The following is a 19,340-nucleotide window of genomic DNA, read 5'->3' on the forward strand; positions in this document are numbered from 1 at the left end:
TCAATTAGCGGTCTTTTTGTATACTAACATAAAGCGACTTTTTAGCTTAACTCGTGATTTTTTTGTACTTCATACGCTTGGGACCAGCATCATCGCCCATGGTCTTTTTGCGATAAGCCTCAAACTCAGTGTAGTTACCGTCGAACCAAATCGGACCTTCTTCTTCAAAGGCTAAAATATGGGTAGCGATACGGTCCAAGAACCAGCGATCATGCGAGACCACCATCACTGTACCTGGGAACACTTGAATAGCGTCTTCTAGCGCACGCAACGTCTCGATATCCAAGTCGTTAGAGGGCTCATCGAGTAATAATACGTTCGCGCCTTGCTTCAAGGTCTTCGCCAGCTGTAAGCGGTTACGCTCACCACCTGAGAGTTGACCGACGTGTTTTTGTTGGTCTGAACCTTTAAAGTTAAAGCGGCCGATGTAGGCGCGGCTTGGCGTGGTGTAGTCGCCAACGGTGATAATATCTAAACCATCAGATATCTCTTCCCAGACCGTTTTCTTATCATCGAGGTTATCACGTACCTGACCGACATAAGCGACTTTAACGCTTTCGCCAAGATCTACAGAGCCAGTATCAGGGGTGTCACGCTCAGTAATCATATTAAATAGCGTGGTTTTACCCGCCCCGTTCGGACCGATAATACCGACGATAGCCCCCGCTGGCACATTGAAGCTAAGGTCTTTATAAAGGAGACGATCGCCAAAAGATTTGGAGATATTATTTACTTCGATGACTTTATTGCCTAGACGCGGACCGGGCGGAATATAAATCTCTGAGGTCTCATTACGTTTTTGGAACTCTTGTGAGTTCAGTTCTTCAAAACGCTGCACCCGCGACTTAGACTTAGCCTGTTGGCCTTTTTGATTTTTACGAATCCACTCAAGCTCTTTTTTCAGCGCTTTAGCAAATGATTCTTCTTGCTTGTTTTGTTGCTCTAAGCGGATATTTTTTTGCTCAAGCCACTCAGTATAGTTACCTTCATACGGATAGCCATGGCCACGGTCCAGCTCCAAGATCCACTGCGCCACATTATCCAAGAAATAACGGTCATGGGTAATGGCGACGATAGTACCGCTATAGTTCTGCAGAAACTGCTCAAGCCAAGCGACTGATTCGGCGTCTAAATGGTTAGTAGGCTCATCAAGCAGTAGCATATCAGGACGTGATAACAATAGACGACACAAGGCTACACGGCGTTTTTCGCCGCCCGATAATCTGCTGACATCGGCATCCCAAGGTGGTAGACGTAGCGCATCAGCTGCTTTTTCTAGTTGTGGCTCCAGGTTGTGCGCGTCCCAAGTCTGGATAATATTTTCCATCTTGCCTTGCTCTTCAGCAAGCTTATCAAAATCGGCATCCGGCTCAGCATATTCGGCATAGATTTGATCTAAGCGCGCTAGCGCATCTAACGCTTCACGCATCCCATCTTCGACGTTGCCACGGACATCTTTGCTATCGTCCAGTTGTGGCTCCTGCGGTAAATAACCAATCTTAGTACCTGTCTGCGCGCGTGCTTCACCGCTGAACTCAGTATCCACGCCCGCCATAATACGCAGCAAAGTTGACTTACCGGCACCATTAATACCTAAAACACCAATTTTGGCACCCGGGAAAAAAGACAGATTGATATTTTTTAGAATTTCGCGCTTAGGCGGAACAAGTTTTGACACGTTGTTCATCGTGTAAATATATTGAGCCATTAACACTCCGATGGACTATATAAAAGAGGCGAACAAAAACATTTTTATCAAAAAACTGAATAAAAACAGCGTTTATGAGGCCTCGGAATAAAGAATATTAGTTATCACTCATTATCGCATTGAAGCGCACACCCTGCAAGCTGACAGCGTGCTTTGTAGTGTGTTTTGTACTTTAGTTGGCCTATAGAATACCGCTCAACATAAGTACGATAGTTGTTTTAACATTTGCTGTAACCATTCTTACTATAACTACAGTAAAGTTGCTAGTATGAAGGTTGCTAATGGCTTTATAATAAACATTACAACTAGGGCGCTATAGACAAGTAGGGCGACAACAACAAATAACTGAGGAATGTTTATGAGTAATCAACAAACAAAAAACAATCTACAGATCAGTCATGACGAACAAGCCAATCGTTTTGAGACCACTATTGATGGTCAAACGGGTTATATCAGCTACCAAGATCGAGGCAATGCCTTAGTCTACGATCACACTATCGTACCACAAGCTTTAGGCGGACGCGGCGTCGGCTCAGCATTAGTCAAACATGCCTTAGACTATGCGCGTGAGCATAATAAAAAAGTCGTGCCCCAGTGCTCCTTTGTAGACGCTTATATCAACAGACATCCTGAATACCAGGATTTAGTATAATCGGTCTTGCATAGGTTGTGTTGACGAATATTGCCAATGATTACTATCACCATAGGCACTATAGTATAGAGTACTATAGTGACCACTATAATAATAAAGGATATTGCTATGAGTAGTTTATCTGAAAAACAAGTCGACCTGCAGCTACAAGATTTACCAGGATGGCGGCGCGATGGGAATAGCATTGTAAAATCGTTCGAGTTTAATGATTTTGTAGAAGCGATTAGCTTTATGACTCAAGCGGCTTTTTATGCTGAAGCGCTGGAGCACTATCCTGAATGGCAGAATGTTTATAATATTGTTAGAGTACGCCTGACTACCGATGATACAGGTGGTATTAGTAGTTTAGATATCCGCTTAGCAAAACGTATGCAGCATATTGTGCAGCCCAAAAGACTTTAGAACTTGTTTATTAAACGTAAATAACAAGCATCAAAAAACGTCCTTTTAAAGGACGTTTTTCTTTTTAATCATTGCTTGTTTAATACTTATCTTAGTAACTACATTTTGCGACCAACAAAGGCCACGATAAATAAAATGACGGCGACCACTAAGAAAATGTATGCCAAGTTCGACGATAACCCTGCAACACCGCCGAAACCTAATAAACTAGCGATAAGTGCAATAACAGCGAAAATAATAGCCCAGCGAAACATATCCCTTCTCCTCGAATTAAAATTAAAGCTTTAATAAACTTGATTGCTGTCTAGTCACTTATGTGAACAGTAGCTTGCTTTTAGTAGTGCTTAAAGCGTAGTACTAAAGACCCAAAATGATTAAAGCTTTTAATTTATAAAGTATTTATTACATCATAAAAATAAAAATTATTATTAGTAGCCTTACTCTTCTTTACGAGATTTGGCTTACGAGAATAGATTAGCAATAATCTATAGTTACTTTAAACCCTAGCTACGTTGATTTTGGTAAATAACGCGCTGTATTGTGTATTCTGTGTAGCCAGAGCTTTAGTTTTGTAGCATTTTGACGAGGTTTCTTGGCATTATGCTTACTTGTATATATGGCTACAAAGCTTGCAAGTACAGGCAAAATAGAGAACTAAGTACAATACTATTGAATGACTGCGTAGGTGACTCGTTTAACGTTTGGCAAAAGCTTTAGACCTTTAAAATACAATGTGTAGCTATCACATGTAGTATCATCTATTACAGTTAAAACTGACACTACTCTATTTTTACTAAGAGTTTTACTAACTTAGCTTCATTATTATTTAGCATCATTCTTAGTATCGTTATCTTAATGAGTAAGACTAGATTTATCATCTAATATATAAGGAAATTGAACATGGCTAACTCTATAGAAAAACAAGCGACTGACGCAAAACAAGACGAACGTCCCTACGCTGTGGTCCTCTATGGTGCCACAAGCTTCGTAGGGCAAATTACTGCTAAGTATTTAGCAGAATTTTTAGCAGAGTCTAATGATGTCGACTGGGCCATCGCTGGACGCGACGAAGAAAAATTAAAAAAACTTCAATCTGAGATTATTGATTCGGACTCAGCCAAAAAGGTTGATATTATCATCGCTAATAGTAACGATGACGCGAGCCTCGATGCGATGACCAAGCAAGCTAAAGTGGTGATCTCAACCGTCGGTCCTTATCTTAAATACGGGGAGCCGTTAATCAAATCATGCACGAGTAACGGTACAGACTATGTCGATTTGACGGGCGAAGCTATCTTTATTAAAGATATGATGGACAAGTATCAAGACGCCGCGAGCAAGAGCGGAGCTCGTATTGTTAACTCTTGTGGTTTTGATTCCATTCCCTCAGATTTGGGAGTATATTTTACTCAGCAGCAGGCTGAAGAGAGATTTGATAACGCTTGTGAAGAGATTCATATGCGAGTCAAAGCAGCCAAGGGCGGGTTATCTGGCGGTACGGTTGCTTCTATGGCGACTATCTTTGAAGAGGTTGGTAAAGATAAGTCGCGCCGCAAGCAAGTCGCTAATCCTTATTTGCTCAACGATGACACGGATGCACCAGACGTGCGTCAAAAAAACGTCAGTAAGCCTGAATATGACAGTGAGCACGGCCGTTGGTTGGCTCCGTTCGTGATGGCTAGTATCAACACGCGTATCGTCCATCGTACCAATCAGCTCACAGATTATGAGTATGGCCGTGAGTTCAAATATGACGAAGCGATGTGGATGAAAGATGGCGTCAAAGGCCAACTCACCAGCTACGCTTTGAGTGCAGGATTACTCGGGTTTGCCACTACGATGATGTTCAAGCCTAGCCGCGAATTACTTGCTAAACATGTACTGCCAAAATCAGGCTCAGGTCCTTCTAAATCAGAGCAAGAGAATGGTTATTTCGATATTCGCTTCTTTGGTCACACCGCAAAAAATGACTCTATCAGTACCAAAGTTACTGGCGATAGAGATCCAGGTTATGGTAGTACTTCAAGAATGCTTGCACAATCCGCTTTGTGTTTGGCACAAGACATCTCGCATAAAGACGTTAAAGGTGGGTTTTGGACACCCGCATCAGCCATGGGTGATCAGCTCATAGCTCGTCTTGAAGAGCATTCTGGTCTTAGCTTTGAAGTCGTAGAATAGAAATAACCTATCAATAAATTCTACTGAGCAGACAACTAATAATAGTCTGATATATGACTGGCGACCGCATTCTATTCATAAATAGGGTGCGGTCTTTTTTGTATTTGAGGCAGTACTAATAAATAAACGCAATTAAGCCATCTCTTACCACTTCTCTTCTATTACAGCTATATACAATGTTATCAAATAATAACAACGTATCACTTGCGTAATTGACGCTGCTAATTTTTAGATATTAAACACATAATGCTACATATTGTTAGCCGAATGACACAGCGATAATTTAAGCGCTCAAGTAATATTGTTTGTGTCTAGGCGTTAATTATTGAAAACAAGCACTTATTAGTCAGTAAAAGCTAAATACTAAGAAAGATTATCTCAGCTAGATAGTTCTAATTAATAGAGTTGTTTTAACGAAATAAAAACCGACTAACGCTTAAGAATGACCACAAACTTTGCTAAAAATTAATGATAATAATTGAGAGGGAATAATTATGAAATTCAATGTATTGACAGCAGCTCTACTCACCTCTGGCCTAGCTATGGCTGGAACTAGCGCTAACGCTGCTATGACGACAGATAGTCACGGTAACGTCGGTTATGACAGCTATGATGAATGCGTCATGGCGGTAAAAGACGGTTCTGCCAAGTTCTATACTCCTTATACTTACCAAAAGCCTATGCCGCGTGCTGGTGAAGCTAGCGTGGCAAAAATGCGTTTATCAGAGGTGATGATTCCTCAGCGCGTTGTTAGCGATAATAACTTGCGTACTGGTGATTATGAAGCAGGTGCTTGTGATCTAGGTGTGGGTCAATCAAATGGTCGTTATGGCGTGTCTGGTGCATTAGTAGGCAAATACGTTCCTTTCGCTGCGGATATGCCTGTGAACGTTTATATGGATAGCAGCGGTAATCCATTACGCGTTACTATGCAGCAATGTGATAACCATTTTGGTAGTAACTTTCCAACGCCTGTCATCAGTGAGATGAAAGCTCCAGAAGCTGAAGTTGCTATCGCTGAAGCGCGTACTGTCGAGCCAGTCGTTGTGCAGACCAGACGTGTCATCCGCCCTTCTACTTATAGCGTAAAAGAAGTGATTGTTGCTCCTGCAGATCAGATTCAGCGCGTTAATACGAATACAGGCACTGCCATTGCTATTCAAGATGGTCGTCAGACAGCTATCGTAGGACAAGAAGTGGATCCTGCTATATTAAATCAAACTGAAGTCGATCAAACCTTCCCAGTTATTCGAGTTCCTGATGCAGATGTAGAAATGGATGATATGGAAGATATGAATTAATAAAGTTAATGTAGTTTTACTATATTTTCATACCCGACAATAAGAGTACAATAGTTGCACAAAGTCACTTACGAACATTAATGTGTTAGATTTTTAATCTATGCACTACTGAATTAACGGTAACTTAATTGGTATTCTGCCGCTTAGAGTTTTTGACTGATTTAGATTGGTTAATGATACTCTTTATTCGAATCGATCATGATAGTCGCTTAGCGATTATCATGATTTTATTTTATTTAGAGATAATATGTTAGATATAATAAATATATAGATTTAAAATTCTAAATAAATTCGTAATATACAAAGCCAAATACAGGTTAAGTTTAATGTCTTTTAAGCTGACACTATAAAAATGCAAACTAAGGAATCAATTGATGAAACACCGTACTCTACCTTTATCGTTAGTTATTGGCGCTGCACTTACTATCCCAAGTTTAGCAATGGCAGCACCTACTGAGACTACCCCAGTAGATATACAAGATGCTGCTACTGCAACCACTCTTGAAACTGAAGCTAGCAACGCTAATAATGAGTCAGTATTAAATCAATCTGATTCGTTTCAAATCAGCGAGACCCAAACCATATCTAGAGCAAACACTAATAATCCTAACCAACAGCCGATGACTACCGAATTAGAAGCTCCAGCAGATGCTTTGCAAGACCAAGAGTTGCAAACAACTGAAGTGACCTCTCAAGATGCTTTGTTAGATGAAGCAGAAGATCTACCGGAGGTTTCGGAAGAAGACGATCAATAAGTACATAGCTCATCAACTTTACTTACGCAATCATTGCTATATCTCATTAGTCAAAAACAATGTTGGTATCGATGATTCAACAAAAAAGGCAGCCTGATGGCTGCCTTTTTAGTGCTAGTTTATAATAATATAGTTATTTCTTTTTGGTGACGCCAGCTTCTTGTAACAGAGCTCCTAGCGTACCGATTCTGCTAGGCGTTTCCGCTTTTGGTTTTGGCGTACGATTGGGCTGATTACTCGAACCTTTGCGCTCTTTGTCAGTACGCTTACCACGCGGCGCTGAACGCTTATCTTTGGGACGATTAGGCCGATCAGTAGTGTTGGTACTCGCCTCTTTAGTCTTGATATCCGCTGCAGGCTTCACTCGGCCTTCAGACTTTTGGGCTTCGGGTTTCATGCTAAAGCCAATGCGCCCACGCGGCTCATCAATAGAGATGACACGTACTGAAACGATGTCGCCTGGTTTGACACGATTCATCGGATCAGCGACAAAATCATTAGCCATCTGCGAGATGTGCACGAGCCCATCTTGATGCACGCCCACATCTACAAAGCAGCCAAAAGCCGTTACATTCGTCACGACGCCCTCTAACTGCATACCTTCTTCTAGATCTTTGATGCTATTAACGTCATCGCGGAAGCTTGCGGTCTTAAACTCAGGACGCGGATCACGAGCGGGTTTGGCAAGCTCTTCTACTATCGCTTTAATACTAATGTTGTCATCGTTAGCAGCGATCGTACTAGTATCTAGACTATTAAGCACCCCATCATTACCGATAATCTCGTTTAAGTCTTTATTGGTGTGTTCAAGTAAGCTATTCACCATATCGTAACTCTCAGGGTGTACGCCAGTTGCATCAAGAGGATTACTCCCCCCATGTACTCGCAAAAACCCAGCGGCTTGCTCAAAGGTTTTCACGCCCAAACGTGGTACCTCTTTTAGCGCTTCACGACTAGCAAAAGCGCCGTGCTCTTTGCGATAACTGACGATCTGCTGCGCGACATTGCGATTAAGACCAGCGATGTGCGTCAGTATTGCTGGGCTTGCCGTATTGACATCAACGCCCACCGCATTGACGCTATCTTGAGTGACTTTATCCAGACTATCGGCCAACTGGTTTTGATTAACATCGTGTTGATATTGTCCCACACCAATAGCTTTTGGATCGACTTTTACGAGCTCAGATAACGGGTCTTGCAAACGACGAGCAATAGATACCGCGCCGCGTACCGAGACATCTAAGTCAGACAATTCATCACTAGCCAGCTCACTGGCAGAATAGACCGAAGCGCCAGACTCATTAACGATGACAGCCTTGGCCTTTAATGATTGGTTAGCCGATAAAATCTCTTTTATCATAGCGTCCGTTTCGCGGCTAGCGGTACCGTTACCTATAGCGACCAAATCGACGGCATAAGTGCTTAATAACTCATCGATAAGCGTTTTGGCCTCGCTCATTTTGTTATCAGGAGCAAAAGGATACACGGTAGCGACAACAGGCTTGTCAGCACTATCAAGCATTACATGGCCTTGCGCATCGATGATAGCCATTTTGACGCCATGACGAATACCAGGATCGACACCCAAGATCACTTTCGGGCCTGCTGGAGCTGACATCAATAAATGCTGCAAGTTATTAGCAAAGACATCGATAGCGTCAGCTTCTGCGGCTAAGCGCTTTTCCGTTAATAAGCGATGCTCAATATGTGGACGCCATTTATCTTTCCACAAGCTGTTCGCCGCCTCTAATAGAAACTCGCGGCGCTCGCTTGGCGCTGTCGCATCAATATTGAAATGATTGATAATTTTTTCGATAAAAGGCGTATCTTCGCCGTCAACTTTTATACCTAACACATTCTCTTGACGACCGCGTAGCATGGCAAGCAGGCGATGATTGGGCAGACGCGCTAGACTCTCACTATGATCAAAATAGTCTTTGAACTTCTCTCCGACTTCGCGTTTATCTTCACTGGCAACGCTTGTGACGATGCTAGCCGTTTTGGCAAAGCCACTACGTAAGTTATCGAGCAGGTCAAGCGCTTGCGTCCACTCATCAACGATAATGGCCTGGACACCCGCCAGCTGCTTATCGAAGTCGCTAAAATCAACTTCAATCTCATTGCCGCTATCATCAGTGACACTCGTAGGCAGCTGATACTCTGCTAGCGCCTGCGTAGGCGTAATCTCTTGCGTTAACAGAGCTTGTGCTGCGCTGTCTAAACCAGCAGCGCGGGCCTTAGCCGCCGGGGAGCGGCGACGTGGACGATACGGTAAGTAGATATCTTCAAGCTCAAGCTTCGACGCCGCATTATCAATACGGGCTTGTAGCTCGTTCGTTAGAGTGTCTTGCGCGCGCAGCAGCTCAGTGATTTTCAAGCGACGGTTGGCCATATCACGCTCATAGTTGAGCGACTTTTCTAGTGCCCTGAGCTGTGCATCGTCGAGATTTTGCGTTTTTTCTTTACGATAACGCGCAATAAAAGGAACCGTTGCGCCTTCATCAAAAAGTTTGACAAAAGCGTTGACTTGAGCCGTCTTAATGCCAAGCGCGCGAGCAAGCTTGTCGTGGATATTCGCGTGTGTGGTTGCATCTAATCCCTGCGCATTTGCTGAGACTGCCGATGACGTTAAGCTATCAGTGCTACTCATATACGTATCAATCGTTGAGAAATGGTGATTGGCATTATAGCAAAAGCTGACTGATTTATAATCCTTTTTATACTTTCGCTGTATATCCTTGTATTTTATGGATGAAATAGCATTTTTTTAGGCTAAAATGACGCAAAATCAAACAAATAAATGTTTTATTTACCCTGTTAAACAAACGCATACAGCATTTCAGTGAACAAGTGATGCAATTAGTAGCGCAATCTTATACACTGAGGTACTACTTTGATACTTTTAAAAGTAACCCTAGAAGAAAGAAAAAACAATAGGGAAAAAGATAAGGTTTTAAGGATTAAACAGCTCAGTAAAAGCGATGACACAAATTCAGAACCATTACATAATTATGAATAGATGGGTTCTCCAATCATTACCGCTATTTTTATAATAATAACCTTCACTAGAGGATATCTATATGACTGATAATAAAAGCTCCGATACTCTGACTCAGCGTATCTTAGTCGTTGACGATGATGCGCGTCTGCGCTCTTTGCTCCAGCGCTTTTTAGAAGATGATGGCTTTGTCGTACGTACCGCCCATGACGGCAGTCAAATGGATAAACTCATGCAGCGTGAACTGTTTTCTTTAGTCGTTCTCGATTTAATGCTACCAGGTGAGGATGGTATCAGTATCTGTAAGCGCTTGCGCGAAGATAACGCCGATATTCCGATCATTATGCTAACCGCAAAAGGCGGCGATGCCGATCGTATCGCTGGCCTAGATGCCGGCGCTGATGATTATCTGCCAAAGCCTTTTAACCCAAAAGAGCTGCTCGCCCGCATCAAAGCAGTATTGCGTCGGCAGAACCGTGAGTTACCTGGCGCGCCAAGCCATCAGCTAGAGGTGGTTGAGTTTGGTCCCTGGACGCTTGATTTGTCTACACGTACCCTCAAACGTGACGGCAATGTGGTAACGCTGACCACTGGTGAATTTTCAGTACTAAAAGCCTTAGTACAGCATCCTCGCGAGCCTTTGACCCGTGATAAGCTGATGAATCTTGCGCGTGGCCGCGAATGGGGCGCGATGGAGCGCTCTATCGATGTGCAAGTATCACGTCTGCGTCGCCTAATCGAAGATAATCCTTCGCAAGCTCGCTATATTCAAACCGTATGGGGCGTCGGCTATGTATTCGTTCCAGACGAGGCGGATGCTGACGTTGAAAACAGGTAAGGCGTAAACGTTTAGGAACTATGGTGACAGATCATAACGCTCCCCCTCACAAGTCTAACGTTCGTACAGACCACACTCAAGCGACTCTAGATGAGCATGAAAATGCTCATTATGACAAAGATGATGCAAAGTCGAATCCTTCTTCATCAGAACACAGTTTAACTGCCGTACTTGAGCAATTAGACCCTGATAAAGATGCTGGCAAGGTAAATATCGGCGATATCATGGATACGCTTAACTCTAAAGGCTTTGGGCCTTTAATATTTGCCCCTGCACTTATTGCCATCATGCCAACGGGAGGCATCCCTGGGGTGCCAACGGTTTGCGGTGTGATCATTATTTTGATAAGCATTCAGATGCTGTTTGGCAAAGAGCGGCCTTGGCTACCGCAATTTGTCGATAATATCTCTTTTGATGAGGACAAGCTGGATAAAGGTGTAAATATTGCATCAAAAGCCACAAAACAGATTGATAAAGTCGTTAAACCCAGACTTGAGCAGTTAACCTCTAATAAAGCAAAAAAGGTGGCGGCAGCCCTTTGTATTCTTGCCGCCCTTGCTATGATTCCGCTTGAGCTCGTGCCTTTCGCGGTTATGATACCTGCGGCCTCGGTGATTTTATTTGCCATCTCTTTAATTACAGAAGATGGCTATGTATTTTTAGCCGGTTTATTGCTCAATTTGGCTACTATTTGTTTTTTGATTACGCAAGTGCTTTTATAAAAAAACCAACCGCATCGAGTTGGTTTTTTTATAGATATACGCTTATCAACGCAGTTGACTGTCCTTACTACCACGGCGATTAAATAGCTCAGAAGCCTTAGCGTCTTGTTCAAGATCGTTCTGACAGCCAATACAGTGCTGCACACCAGGTACCGCAGCTCTTCGCGCTTCTGGTATTGGCTCACCGCACTCATCACAATACTGCGCACTCTCGCCCTTTGGTAGTGCTTGGCGTACCCGGTCCAACGCATCGTTGACGGTAGCATCCATTTGTTCGTGCTCTGCTCCATCTCTTGACCATCCACCTGCCATAATCTAACTCCTCTCAAGCTTATCTATATTTATCATAAAACCCTTTAATTACAGATAGATGGGGCGTATTAGCTAGGATTTCAACACATGGATCGTTAGGTATATACAAGAGGATTTGGGCAGTAAAAGCCGCGCATACTTTATTATATTATTTGGGCTGCAGGGCTATCACTTGTCCGCGCACATCGATACTCTCATCGCTCATCAAGCAAATATAACCTGGCATAATGTCTTCTGGTGTTTTGAGACTCATAGGACTCTCTCCCGGATAGGCGTGTGCGCGCATATTAGTGCGAGTGCCACCTGGATTGATGCAATTAAAACGAAGGTTGGTGGTGTTTTGCGTTTCTTGAGTAAAGATATCGCTCATTCCTTCGACGGCCTGTTTGGATAAGGCATAAGCGCCCCAAAAAGCGCGTGGATAAGTGCCGACCGTGCTTGAGGTAAAGACAATAGAGCCGTTTTTGGCATCTTTCAATAGTGGCAGTAACGCTTGAGTCAGCTTAAAGGTAGCGGTGAAGTTTATCTGCATGACTTTAGCAAACATATCGACATCATACATCTCAAGCGGAGTTAATGCTCCCAAGATGCCAGCATTATTGAGAAGACCATCTAATTGACCGAACTCTTTATCAATAAGCCGCTCAAGTTTTTGCATCTCATCATAACTGGCGGTTTCTAGATCCATAGGCAAAATAGCCGGCTGCTTACCGCCTATATTTTCGATTTCATCATAAACAGTCTCAAGCTTACTAGTGGTGCGGCCTAAGAGCAGTACTGTTGCACCAAAACGTGCATAAGTTAAAGCGGCAACTCGGCCAATACCGGCCCCCGCTCCAGTCACTAGAATAACCTTGCCCTCCAAGCTGTTATCCTTTGCGACAAAATTACGGATTTGCTCATGACTTAAAGGCTGATGACTGTTTTTGGTTGTCGTATTACGCTCAGAGTTTTTCTCAGTACCGCTCATAGTATTATTCATGGTATTGCTCACTGCTATCGATGTATTTTGGACGAGATTCATTACTATTAAAAAAGCACTACCGCTTACAAGTAATCAAACTTACCAGACCTTAATAATAATTGCTTAAGCTGCATCGGCGTCTCGACAATGTGAGTTGCACCCCACTTTTTTAGGGCAGGCTGATCATCTACTGAGATATAGCCATAAGCCGCTAGAATGGTAGGCATACCAGCGGCATTTCCCGCTTCGATATCACGAATATGATCACCGACATAAAGTACGCAAGCAGAGCCGCCACGCGCTATTCCTAATTTCTCTAGTGCCAGATACATAGGCTCAGGATCAGGCTTAGTACGTGACACATCCTCAGGACAGACCAGTACCGAGCAGCGCTCCTCGAGCTGTAGTTTATTCAGTAGTAACTCTGCTAAGTGGCGTGGTTTGTTAGTGACAATACCCCAAGGTGTGCCATTCCTCTCAAGGGTTTCTAGTAGCTCGTCAAGCTCAGTAAAGACACCACTATCGACACAGATGTCGGCTTCATAATCATCCAAAAACTGCTGACGATAAGTGAGTAGCTCCTCCTCAGTGACACCAGCTTGACCATTATGCTCTAGCATCAGCTTAACCATTGCTGAGGCGCCAGCAGAAACCTGCTGACGAATATCGGCATCGCTTGGCGCTTGCCAACCATTTTCTTGGCTCATCTTGCCAATGATACGCACAAAATCAGCAGCGGTATCGATCAAAGTGCCGTCTAGATCGAAGAGTACCGCCTTTACAAAATTAGTCATAGTAGCTGCCTTAATTGATAAGCATTATTATGCTTTTATAAAAAACACGTTTGCACTTACTTCTAAGCTTTATTTATTGAAAAACTTATTTATTCAGCATTGGGCTTATGCACCGCCATCATATAATTGACATCGACATTCTGTGCTAACCAATAGCGCTTGGTAATTGGATTGTAGTGCAGTCCAATAATATCTTGGCGGTTAAATCCGGCATTGAGCGCCATTTTATCTAGCTCAGCTGGGGTGATGAATTTGGCGTAATCGTGCGTACCGCGATCTAGTAGTCGCAGCACATATTCAGCACCAACGATAGCAAACAGATAGGACTTAGGATTACGGTTAATAGTCGATAACACACAAACACCGCCTGGCGCTAATAGATCGTAACAAGCCTGCACGATGGCACTCGGATCTGGGACATGCTCTAGCATTTCCATACAAGTGACTACATCGAACTGACCTGAATGCTTCGCAGCAAAATCCTCAACCGCGATATGCTGATAACGTAGCGTCTCCGCAAGACCGCTTTGCTGCGCATGGACAGTAGCCGCCTTTAGGTTTTCAGTACCCAAATCGATACCAGTGACGTCCGCACCGCGCCGTGCCATAGACTCGGATAAAATCCCGCCGCCGCAGCCGATGTCGAGTATCTTTTTACCTTGTAAGCCATCGGCTGCAGTCTTGCTAGTATCCGCGCTTTGATAACCGCGCTCCACATTTTCGGTGATCCAGTTGAGCCGCAAAGGATTGATCTCATGCAAAGTCGCAAACGCGCCTGTTTTGTCCCACCACTCGCCGGCAAGTTTGTTGAATTTATCGACTTCACTAGGATCCACATTGGTTACCGTTTGATCAGCTATATCCTCTTGAACATTGTTAGTCGTATTTTGCTGAGGTTGCGTTGCGCTCATAGAAATATCCTTTAGTACCATTATTGTCGTTGTTATTAGATCGTAGCGATTATGCTCAAAAAACTAAGAATTCATCAATGATAGCGATAAGGTCTTAGCAAGCTAATACTAAAAACACCTTATTACCAGTATCAATAGCGTTAGAAACAAAGGTTAATGTTAACATGAGAGCCGTTGTTTTACCTTAGGCACCTAGTGACTGATTGTGAACGTCTGCATTAGATAATCAGTTGTCTAATATTTGGCGTCTATTCGTTATCTGACTATAAATAATATCTACAGCATGGCAACTATTGGTTAAGAATACGGTTCACAATGACTGTGATTTTACGTTATTATAGCCGAACTGTATTTAATCTTTTCTTAACACTTTTGAATAAGTGTTTTTTAATACCCTCAAGCCTTAAGAATCAAAGGAAAAAGTATGAAACGTGTCCTCGCATTGACTGGTTTGGCCTGCGCTGTTGGTTTCGCCAGTATGGGCGTACAAGCGGCCGATTATGTCGCCGGCAAAGACTATAAAGTTCTTGATAATCCAGAAAAAATCAGCGGTGATGCTATCATTGTTCGTGAGTTTTTTTGGTACGGTTGCCCGCATTGTTACTCTTTGAACCCGCATATGGAAAAATGGGCAAAAAGCAAAGATAAGGACGTCGCTTTTTTTAAAACTCCCGCCGCTTTAAACCCGGTTTGGGAAGCTAGCGCTCGTGGGTTCTACGCCGCGCAGCTACTTGGCTATGAGAACAAAACTCATGACGCGCTGTTCGATGCGATCCACAAGGATGGTAAAAAACTATTTGATCAATCCTCACTCGCCAATTGGTATGCCTCACAAGGCGTCGACAAAAAGAAGTTCAACAGCCTTTATAACTCTTTTGCGGTAGGTACGAAAATTGGACGCTCGCAAGCAGGTGCCAAGCGTTATCAGCTATCAGGAGTACCAGCAGTCGTGGTGCAAGGCAAATACGTAGTGTCTGGTGAGAGTGCGAAAGTCCCTAAAGTAGTAGATTTCTTAGTCGACAAAGTACGTGCTGAAAAATAACAGCGCCGTTAAATAGCAACTGAGTCCAACACCTTATCGGTACATAATACTGGAAATACGTCGGACAGAGAGTGCATAACGTTGAGAGTATAAAAAGCCAGCTTCATCAAGCTGGCTTTTTACGTTTGTGGCTCTGTTATCTTAAAGCTTTAGCCCCACCCTAATGGCGGAAGTTTGGTAATAGTGCAGGAATACCGGGCAGCATACCCACAATAGCCATCACCCCAGTCAAGATCACAAAGGTCACTACCGGAATAATCCAGCGACTCATCTTAGATAAGCTAGCACTGCGCTCTTTTGAGCCAATCAGACCTAAGTTATCTAATACTAAGGTAATAGACCAACCAAAAGCTGGATTTACTAACGCTGAGGCAAAAACGACTATCGCGGCCGACTGCGTTGTTTTGCCTTCACGAGTCATCTCCATACCTGCCTCAAGTAGCGGAATAAACACCCCAACGATTAAGGCCACACACATGACTGGCTCCCAAATCGCAAGGTCCATTGGATAACCCCAAACGCCTGCAATCACACAAAATAGTCCCGTTAGTACCGCGCCGGCGGGAATAGGGCGCTTAGCAATCGCGGCGGGCACAATATAAGTGCCCCAAGAGGAAGCAAAATTAGAGCCACCAAGCACGGAGCCTGCTACCTGACGGACCGAGGCGCTAATCATAGTATCATCGATATCCATGCGCACGCGCTCAGTGCGTTTAGGGTAGCTTATCTTTTGGAATACTTGATGTCCCAAAAAATCCGGCGACCACATCGCCACTGCTAAGACCGCAAATGGCAGTACCACGATGAAACTCTCAATCGTTGGTAGTCCTAACATCCAGCCGGTGTTTTCACCCCACCAATACATTGGGCTCATATTTGGTAAGCCGGGCGTGGTTTTAAACGCAAACGGTGCGCCCATAGCAAAGGCCACTCCGCCCCCTAATAAGCAGCTTAGCGGCACCGCAAGCCAACGTTTCTGATAGTTTTCTAGCACCGCATATAGCACAATAGTGAGTAAAATCACCACAAAGGCAATATGCGCCATACCGATGCCTTCTGCCCAAGCAAAGAGGTTTTTGACTTGCGAGGTAGTACCAATAAAGCCGAGATAGAGCAGCAGACCGCCACAAACCCCCTTACTGGTTAGATTGGCCAATAAGCTCCCGCCTTTGCTGATCGCTAGCAGCAGACCAAAAGCACCAATGAGTAAGCCAAAAGCCATAGGATGGCCACCAGCTGCGACCACAATTGGGATAAGAGGAATTAGCGGGCCATGAGTACCAGCAAGGTTAGCAGTGGGGAGTAAAAAACCTGAGAATAAAATGACAAAAAACGCAACAATGAGCAGCTCATAACGCACGTTTTCTAAAACAAATGCCTCCCCTAAACCAAGAGGACCTGCAAAAGTAGCAGCGATAGCGCCGACCATGACCACTTTACCGATAGTGGCTGCCATCGCAGGGATGGTATCTTCAAATTCGAAGCGATAATCTCTAAAGGGTAAGTTTGGTCGCCAGCGCTTAGGCTGCATGATCTGTAATTCATGGTTGAGATAAGCGTCGCGACTTTCAAAACTAGCGTAGGGTTGATGTAATTCTTCATAGCTACCTTGCAAATTATCGTTTTCTTGGGCAAGGTTGGGATTAGCTTCTGCGGTTTTCGATGCGGGGATTTGAGGATTACTCATCACATCTCCTTATGTTGACTGAGAACTTAGATAATCCTTTATTCGCTTCAATTACCGATAGTTAGGACTGCTGTCTAGACCTATTCTTAAAGGTTAAACTACCGCGAACAAAGGGGTGGCCATTGTAGGTCATCAGTATCCATAATGCGAGTGTTGTTTTTCTAGAACGATTTGTAGCTTTAATTTCTCATCCTTATTTTCAGCCCCGTTGGCCGCTTTTTTACCCAATTTACAAATTTTTCGACTTCGCTATGCTTTTGTAAGCGCGCTACCGTGTGATAGTAATTTGCCAACTCATGATTAGCAAAAATGTTATGGATTTGGCTGTGGCAAGGACGACAGAGCATAGCAATATCATCGCTCATCTCCGTACGGCTAAAACGGCGCTGCGTACGGGCTTTATTATGGCGTGAGCGCGGAATAAGATGATGTCGGGTTAAGGGCAGATTCGTACGTCCACAGAGCTCGCAGCTCTCCTCTAACGCTGCCTCCTTGTGCTCACTATTCATCTTTGACATAGATAGTCTCCTTTTGTCCTTCTCTCGCTTTATTTTCTATTATAGAATAAAATTTGAGCATTCTAAGTGTACACTTGTACGTTAGACATGCTAACGAATGATAAGTAACGGATGCTTTTCATTATGCAAACCTCTACTTGCGAGAGCTTATTTACTCACAGCTGATTGTAACTAATTGATATTATTATAAATATTAGGGATTGAAGGATAAAAAATGAAGCTATTTCCAAAAAAATTCGAGATACTCAATCGTAAAGCCAAGCAATACATTATGCCGATACTGACGCCGCATCTATTAAAACTACGTATCAATACCTATGCGCCTTATGTGGGTGCCGGTATCAAGCTTGAGTACTTAGATACCGATCAAGGGTTATGCGTCGTCAGTATGGATCTGACGGCTTTGAATAGGAATATCGTTGGCACGCAGTTTGGCGGTAGTTTGTACGCCATGACCGACCCTTTTTATATGCTGCTATTGATGCAGCAATTGGGTAGCAACTATGTGGTGTGGGATAAAAGCTCGCACATTGAATTTGTCGCCCCAGGAACTAGTAAAGTAACTGCGCGGATAAAGGTATCGAGCAGTGAAGCGACGACTATTCGTAAATTAGCTGAGAGCGGCGAGCCGGTATTTCGCGACTATCGCACTGAAATCGTCGATAACAATCAAAAAATCATCGCTATCGTGACCAAGACCGTCTACATTCGTCTGCGTAAGCACAGTAAGTCTAAGAGTCAAGCCAGTCGTCTAGATTTACCTGATAAGCCAAGCGACCAAGCAGCTGATAAAGCAAGCGGCAAACCAGACACTAAATAAAGTTAGTAAGTTTTTGCCTTATAAATACAAAAACCCCAATCTAGCTTATGCATAGATTGGGGTTTTGTCTTTTTTGGTACGCCTACTTATTTATATAATAAACCTATGAATAAGGGCTGGTAACGAAGCTCAAACTGAACTTCGTTACGAATTTAGATACCAGGTGCGGTATCGACAGCGTCAGGTACGCCGGCGTCAGTTTTCTTCTGAGCGCCTTGTTTTGCTGGACGTGCGCCAAGCTTCTCACGGATACGTGCTGATTTACCAGAACGCTCACGTAAGTAGTATAGTTTCGCGCGACGAACGGCACCGCGACGTTTCACTTCGATGCTGTCGATAATAGGAGAGTGCAATTGGAAAGCACGCTCAACACCAACGCCACTTGAGATTTTACGAACCGTAAAGGCTGAATTCAGACCACGGTTACGCTTAGCGATGACGACGCCTTCAAAGGCCTGTAGACGCTCACGCTCGCCTTCACGTACCTTTACTTGTACGACAACGGTATCACCAGCGCTAAAGTCTGGGCGTTCTACTAGTTGAGCATTTTCAACGCTTTGAACTAATGGATGTTTGTTGCTCATGAGAGTTATCTCCTCACATTAGATAATAGAGGCTAAGCGCATATCACCTGTTTGTAATAATTAATTGTCTCTGCCTACTCTTTTAATCAATAGTAGGTAGATACAAGGTAAATGGGGTTGGTTAAACGGCCATTACACTATAGCCGGTTAATTA

Annotated in this window: 19 protein-coding genes; 9 read left to right on the forward strand and 10 right to left on the reverse strand. The window is 43.6% G+C overall.

The genetic code is table 11. From position 1 onward, the window contains the following. Positions 1-46 precede the first annotated feature (46 nt). On the reverse strand, positions 47-1,708 hold the full coding sequence (ettA, locus tag ACS8E3_RS01465) for an energy-dependent translational throttle protein EttA (protein ID WP_439240456.1): 1,662 nt from the start codon (positions 1,706-1,708) through the stop codon (positions 47-49). A 358-nt stretch (positions 1,709-2,066) separates the two neighbouring features. Here ettA and ACS8E3_RS01470 point away from each other — a divergent pair, with 358 nt between their 5' ends. Continuing rightward, positions 2,067-2,360 (forward strand): GNAT family N-acetyltransferase, encoded by a 294-nt coding sequence (locus ACS8E3_RS01470; protein WP_439240458.1) that lies wholly within the window; start codon positions 2,067-2,069, stop codon positions 2,358-2,360. A 108-nt stretch (positions 2,361-2,468) separates the two neighbouring features. Then, a complete protein-coding gene (locus ACS8E3_RS01475) occupies positions 2,469-2,762 on the forward strand; it encodes a 4a-hydroxytetrahydrobiopterin dehydratase (RefSeq protein ID WP_439240460.1) in 294 nt (97 codons plus the stop codon). 98 nt (positions 2,763-2,860) lie between these two features. Here ACS8E3_RS01475 and ACS8E3_RS01480 read toward each other — a convergent pair whose 3' ends face one another. Further along, positions 2,861-3,016 (reverse strand): DUF1328 domain-containing protein, encoded by a 156-nt coding sequence (locus ACS8E3_RS01480; RefSeq protein ID WP_025646712.1) that lies wholly within the window; start codon positions 3,014-3,016, stop codon positions 2,861-2,863. A 646-nt stretch (positions 3,017-3,662) separates the two neighbouring features. Here ACS8E3_RS01480 and ACS8E3_RS01485 point away from each other — a divergent pair. The 3 genes from ACS8E3_RS01485 (at position 3,663) to ACS8E3_RS01495 (ending at position 6,996) form a co-directional block, all read left to right on the forward strand. Beyond that, positions 3,663-4,940: a saccharopine dehydrogenase family protein gene (locus tag ACS8E3_RS01485; protein WP_439240462.1), complete on the forward strand. Its 1,278-nt coding sequence runs from the start codon at positions 3,663-3,665 to the stop codon at positions 4,938-4,940. Positions 4,941-5,434: 494 nt separating this feature from the next. Next, complete coding sequence (locus ACS8E3_RS01490; RefSeq protein ID WP_439240464.1) at positions 5,435-6,241, forward strand: hypothetical protein; 807 nt, start codon at positions 5,435-5,437, stop codon at positions 6,239-6,241. A gap of 374 nt (positions 6,242-6,615) precedes the next feature. After that, the gene (locus ACS8E3_RS01495; protein WP_439240466.1) at positions 6,616-6,996 is read left to right on the forward strand and encodes a hypothetical protein; all 381 of its coding nucleotides are present in this window, start codon (positions 6,616-6,618) and stop codon (positions 6,994-6,996) included. Between the two features lie 133 nt (positions 6,997-7,129). Here the strand turns inward: ACS8E3_RS01495 and ACS8E3_RS01500 are convergent, their stop codons facing one another. Continuing rightward, complete coding sequence (locus ACS8E3_RS01500) at positions 7,130-9,646, reverse strand: Tex family protein (RefSeq protein ID WP_439240468.1); 2,517 nt, start codon at positions 9,644-9,646, stop codon at positions 7,130-7,132. A 430-nt stretch (positions 9,647-10,076) separates the two neighbouring features. Here ACS8E3_RS01500 and ompR point away from each other — a divergent pair, with 430 nt between their 5' ends. Next, entirely contained in the window at positions 10,077-10,832 is a 756-nt protein-coding gene (gene ompR, locus ACS8E3_RS01505) for an osmolarity response regulator transcription factor OmpR (protein WP_439240470.1), read from the forward strand. 23 nt (positions 10,833-10,855) lie between these two features. Then, on the forward strand, positions 10,856-11,554 hold the full coding sequence (locus ACS8E3_RS01510) for an exopolysaccharide biosynthesis protein (RefSeq protein WP_439240472.1): 699 nt from the start codon (positions 10,856-10,858) through the stop codon (positions 11,552-11,554). A gap of 45 nt (positions 11,555-11,599) precedes the next feature. On the opposite strand, the gene ACS8E3_RS01515 is transcribed toward ACS8E3_RS01510, so the two are convergent. From ACS8E3_RS01515 to ubiG, 4 genes are all read right to left on the reverse strand, one after another. Further along, the gene (locus ACS8E3_RS01515; RefSeq protein ID WP_439240474.1) at positions 11,600-11,866 is read right to left on the reverse strand and encodes a DksA/TraR family C4-type zinc finger protein; all 267 of its coding nucleotides are present in this window, start codon (positions 11,864-11,866) and stop codon (positions 11,600-11,602) included. A gap of 148 nt (positions 11,867-12,014) precedes the next feature. Continuing rightward, positions 12,015-12,836 carry a YciK family oxidoreductase gene (locus tag ACS8E3_RS01520; protein ID WP_439240678.1) on the reverse strand — a complete coding sequence of 274 codons (822 nt, stop codon included), beginning with the start codon at positions 12,834-12,836 and terminating at the stop codon, positions 12,015-12,017. A gap of 77 nt (positions 12,837-12,913) precedes the next feature. After that, the gene (locus ACS8E3_RS01525; protein ID WP_439240476.1) at positions 12,914-13,624 is read right to left on the reverse strand and encodes an HAD family hydrolase; all 711 of its coding nucleotides are present in this window, start codon (positions 13,622-13,624) and stop codon (positions 12,914-12,916) included. Between the two features lie 89 nt (positions 13,625-13,713). After that, the gene (ubiG, locus tag ACS8E3_RS01530) at positions 13,714-14,535 is read right to left on the reverse strand and encodes a bifunctional 2-polyprenyl-6-hydroxyphenol methylase/3-demethylubiquinol 3-O-methyltransferase UbiG (RefSeq protein WP_439240478.1); all 822 of its coding nucleotides are present in this window, start codon (positions 14,533-14,535) and stop codon (positions 13,714-13,716) included. 424 nt (positions 14,536-14,959) lie between these two features. Between ubiG and ACS8E3_RS01535 the strand changes: the two genes are divergently transcribed. Then, positions 14,960-15,577, forward strand: a complete 618-nt coding sequence (locus ACS8E3_RS01535; RefSeq protein WP_439240480.1) for a thiol:disulfide interchange protein DsbA/DsbL — start codon at positions 14,960-14,962, stop codon at positions 15,575-15,577. Positions 15,578-15,737: 160 nt separating this feature from the next. Here the strand turns inward: ACS8E3_RS01535 and ACS8E3_RS01540 are convergent, their stop codons facing one another. Together ACS8E3_RS01540 and ACS8E3_RS01545 are read right to left on the reverse strand one after the other, a co-directional pair. Then, positions 15,738-17,264 (reverse strand): DUF3360 family protein, encoded by a 1,527-nt coding sequence (locus tag ACS8E3_RS01540; protein ID WP_439240483.1) that lies wholly within the window; start codon positions 17,262-17,264, stop codon positions 15,738-15,740. Positions 17,265-17,443: 179 nt separating this feature from the next. Next, the gene (locus ACS8E3_RS01545) at positions 17,444-17,782 is read right to left on the reverse strand and encodes an HNH endonuclease (RefSeq protein WP_439240486.1); all 339 of its coding nucleotides are present in this window, start codon (positions 17,780-17,782) and stop codon (positions 17,444-17,446) included. 214 nt (positions 17,783-17,996) lie between these two features. On the opposite strand from ACS8E3_RS01545, the gene ACS8E3_RS01550 reads away from it, so the two are divergent. Further along, positions 17,997-18,602 carry a DUF4442 domain-containing protein gene (locus tag ACS8E3_RS01550; RefSeq protein ID WP_439240488.1) on the forward strand — a complete coding sequence of 202 codons (606 nt, stop codon included), beginning with the start codon at positions 17,997-17,999 and terminating at the stop codon, positions 18,600-18,602. Positions 18,603-18,754: 152 nt separating this feature from the next. Here the strand turns inward: ACS8E3_RS01550 and rplS are convergent, their stop codons facing one another. Beyond that, positions 18,755-19,186, reverse strand: a complete 432-nt coding sequence (rplS, locus tag ACS8E3_RS01555) for a 50S ribosomal protein L19 (RefSeq protein ID WP_439240490.1) — start codon at positions 19,184-19,186, stop codon at positions 18,755-18,757. Positions 19,187-19,340 lie beyond the last annotated feature (154 nt).

This window comes from Psychrobacter sp. 2Y5, assembly GCF_051847375.1.
Lineage (GTDB): Bacteria > Pseudomonadota > Gammaproteobacteria > Pseudomonadales > Moraxellaceae > Psychrobacter.

What these genes read in the sequence shown, in the direction of transcription:
- ettA (WP_439240456.1), bottom strand. Translation starts at nt 1,708, where the DNA reads ATGGCTCAATATATTTACACGATGAACAACGTGTCAAAACTTGTTCCG.
- ACS8E3_RS01470 (WP_439240458.1), top strand. Translation starts at nt 2,067, where the DNA reads ATGAGTAATCAACAAACAAAAAACAATCTACAGATCAGTCATGACGAA.
- ACS8E3_RS01475 (WP_439240460.1), top strand. Translation starts at nt 2,469, where the DNA reads ATGAGTAGTTTATCTGAAAAACAAGTCGACCTGCAGCTACAAGATTTA.
- ACS8E3_RS01480 (WP_025646712.1), bottom strand. Translation starts at nt 3,016, where the DNA reads ATGTTTCGCTGGGCTATTATTTTCGCTGTTATTGCACTTATCGCTAGT.
- ACS8E3_RS01485 (WP_439240462.1), top strand. Translation starts at nt 3,663, where the DNA reads ATGGCTAACTCTATAGAAAAACAAGCGACTGACGCAAAACAAGACGAA.
- ACS8E3_RS01490 (WP_439240464.1), top strand. Translation starts at nt 5,435, where the DNA reads ATGAAATTCAATGTATTGACAGCAGCTCTACTCACCTCTGGCCTAGCT.
- ACS8E3_RS01495 (WP_439240466.1), top strand. Translation starts at nt 6,616, where the DNA reads ATGAAACACCGTACTCTACCTTTATCGTTAGTTATTGGCGCTGCACTT.
- ACS8E3_RS01500 (WP_439240468.1), bottom strand. Translation starts at nt 9,646, where the DNA reads ATGAGTAGCACTGATAGCTTAACGTCATCGGCAGTCTCAGCAAATGCG.
- ompR (WP_439240470.1), top strand. Translation starts at nt 10,077, where the DNA reads ATGACTGATAATAAAAGCTCCGATACTCTGACTCAGCGTATCTTAGTC.
- ACS8E3_RS01515 (WP_439240474.1), bottom strand. Translation starts at nt 11,866, where the DNA reads ATGGCAGGTGGATGGTCAAGAGATGGAGCAGAGCACGAACAAATGGAT.
- ACS8E3_RS01520 (WP_439240678.1), bottom strand. Translation starts at nt 12,836, where the DNA reads ATGAGCGGTACTGAGAAAAACTCTGAGCGTAATACGACAACCAAAAAC.
- ACS8E3_RS01525 (WP_439240476.1), bottom strand. Translation starts at nt 13,624, where the DNA reads ATGACTAATTTTGTAAAGGCGGTACTCTTCGATCTAGACGGCACTTTG.
- ubiG (WP_439240478.1), bottom strand. Translation starts at nt 14,535, where the DNA reads ATGAGCGCAACGCAACCTCAGCAAAATACGACTAACAATGTTCAAGAG.
- ACS8E3_RS01535 (WP_439240480.1), top strand. Translation starts at nt 14,960, where the DNA reads ATGAAACGTGTCCTCGCATTGACTGGTTTGGCCTGCGCTGTTGGTTTC.
- ACS8E3_RS01540 (WP_439240483.1), bottom strand. Translation starts at nt 17,264, where the DNA reads ATGAGTAATCCTCAAATCCCCGCATCGAAAACCGCAGAAGCTAATCCC.
- ACS8E3_RS01545 (WP_439240486.1), bottom strand. Translation starts at nt 17,782, where the DNA reads ATGTCAAAGATGAATAGTGAGCACAAGGAGGCAGCGTTAGAGGAGAGC.
- ACS8E3_RS01550 (WP_439240488.1), top strand. Translation starts at nt 17,997, where the DNA reads ATGAAGCTATTTCCAAAAAAATTCGAGATACTCAATCGTAAAGCCAAG.
- rplS (WP_439240490.1), bottom strand. Translation starts at nt 19,186, where the DNA reads ATGAGCAACAAACATCCATTAGTTCAAAGCGTTGAAAATGCTCAACTA.